At 61.1% G+C, this 1,730-nt stretch carries 1 protein-coding gene; it reads right to left on the minus strand.

The window, feature by feature from the left end:
- On the minus strand, positions 1-1,730 hold a 1,730-nt coding region (glmS, locus tag FB009_RS32535), incomplete at both ends, for a glutamine--fructose-6-phosphate transaminase (isomerizing) (protein ID WP_018010379.1).

The raw sequence follows: 1,730 nt of genomic DNA on the forward strand, positions 1-1,730 counted from the left end.
GAGAAGATCATCGGTGCGATGATCTCGTCGACGAACGGCAGCACGATCGTGTGCATCGTGTCGAGTTTCGAGGCGGCTGCTCCTCTCTCGTCGGTTATGAGGATGATCCGGCCGCCACGTGCTGCCACCTCCTGCATATTCGATACCGTCTTGTCGAAGAAGCGGTCATGCGGCGCAATGACGATGACGGGCATGTTTTCGTCGATAAGGGCGATCGGTCCGTGCTTCAGCTCGCCCGCGGCATAACCCTCGGCGTGGATATACGAGATCTCCTTAAGCTTCAGCGCCCCCTCCATTGCCAGTGGAAAGCTGGTACCGCGTCCGAGATAGAGCACGTCGCTGCATTTCGACAGTTCCCGCGACAGCGTCTCGATTGCGGGCTGGATACTGTTCAGCACCTGGCCCATGATCCGCGGCATCTCGGAAAGGCTCTTTACGAGCGCCTGCTCCTCCTCCGCGCTCACGGTCCCACGAGCTCTGCCGGCGCCGACTGCGAGTGCGGCAAGAACTGCAAGCTGGCAGGTGAAGGCCTTGGTCGAGGCGACGCCGATCTCCGGGCCGGCAAGGATTGGGAAGACCGCGTCGGACTCGCGCGCGATGGTCGACTCGCGGGTATTGACCACAGCGCCGATCTTGAGGCCGTGCTCCTTGCAATATCTCAGAGATGCCAGGGTGTCGGCGGTTTCGCCCGACTGCGAGATGAAAAGGGCTGCCGACTGCGGCGACAGAGGTATATCGCGATAGCGGAATTCGGATGCGACATCGATTTCGACAGGCAGGCGCGCATAGCGTTCGAACCAGTATTTTCCGATCAGGCCGGCAAGATAAGCGGTGCCGCAGGCCGAGATCGCCAAGCTCGGGACCTTGGCGAAATCGATACCGTCGGAAATCGGAACAACGCGGTTTTCTATGAAGTTCACATAATGGCCCAGAGCATGGGCGATGACCTCCGGCTGTTCGTAGATCTCCTTCTCCATGAAGTGCCGATGGTTGCCCTTGTCGACCAGAAAGGCAGCGGTGGTGGAAATCTGGCGCGGACGTTCGACCGTATTGCCGTCGAAATCGAAGATATGAACGCCGGTCTTGCCGATGACCGCCCAGTCGCCATCGATCAGATAGGTGATCTCATTGGTAAAGGGAGCAAGCGCGATCGCGTCCGAGCCCAGGAACATCTCGCCGTTGCCGTGGCCGATCGCCAGCGGCGGACCGTTGCGTGCGGCCATGATGGTCGATGGGTCGTCCTCGAAGAGAATGGCGAAGGCGTAGGCGCCCTTGATGCGCTTCAGCATGGCAAGCATGGCTTCGCGCCGCCCCAGTCCATCACGGCGGAACTTCTCCAGGAGATGCGCGACGACCTCCGTGTCGGTTTCCGTCTGGAACTGGGCTCCTGCCGCGGCCAGTTCGTCCTTGAGTTCGGCGAAGTTCTCGATGATGCCGTTGTGTACGACCGCCACGCCCCGGGTGAAATGCGGATGGGCGTTCCGTTCCGTAGGCGCCCCGTGGGTCGCCCAGCGGGTGTGTGCGATGCCGATGGTGCCGGCCAGCGGCTGCTCTTTCAACCTGTTCTCGAGATTGACCAGCTTGCCCTCGGCCCGACGGCGCTGCAACGTTCCCGCCTCGATCGTCGCGACGCCGGCCGAATCATAGCCGCGATATTCCAGACGCTTCAAGGCTTCGACCAGCCGCTCCGAAACCGGCTGATGTCCAACGATACCAACAATCCCGCACAT

The sequence above is a fragment of the Sinorhizobium medicae genome (genome assembly GCF_007827695.1).
GTDB classification, from domain to species: Bacteria; Pseudomonadota; Alphaproteobacteria; order Rhizobiales; family Rhizobiaceae; genus Sinorhizobium; species Sinorhizobium medicae.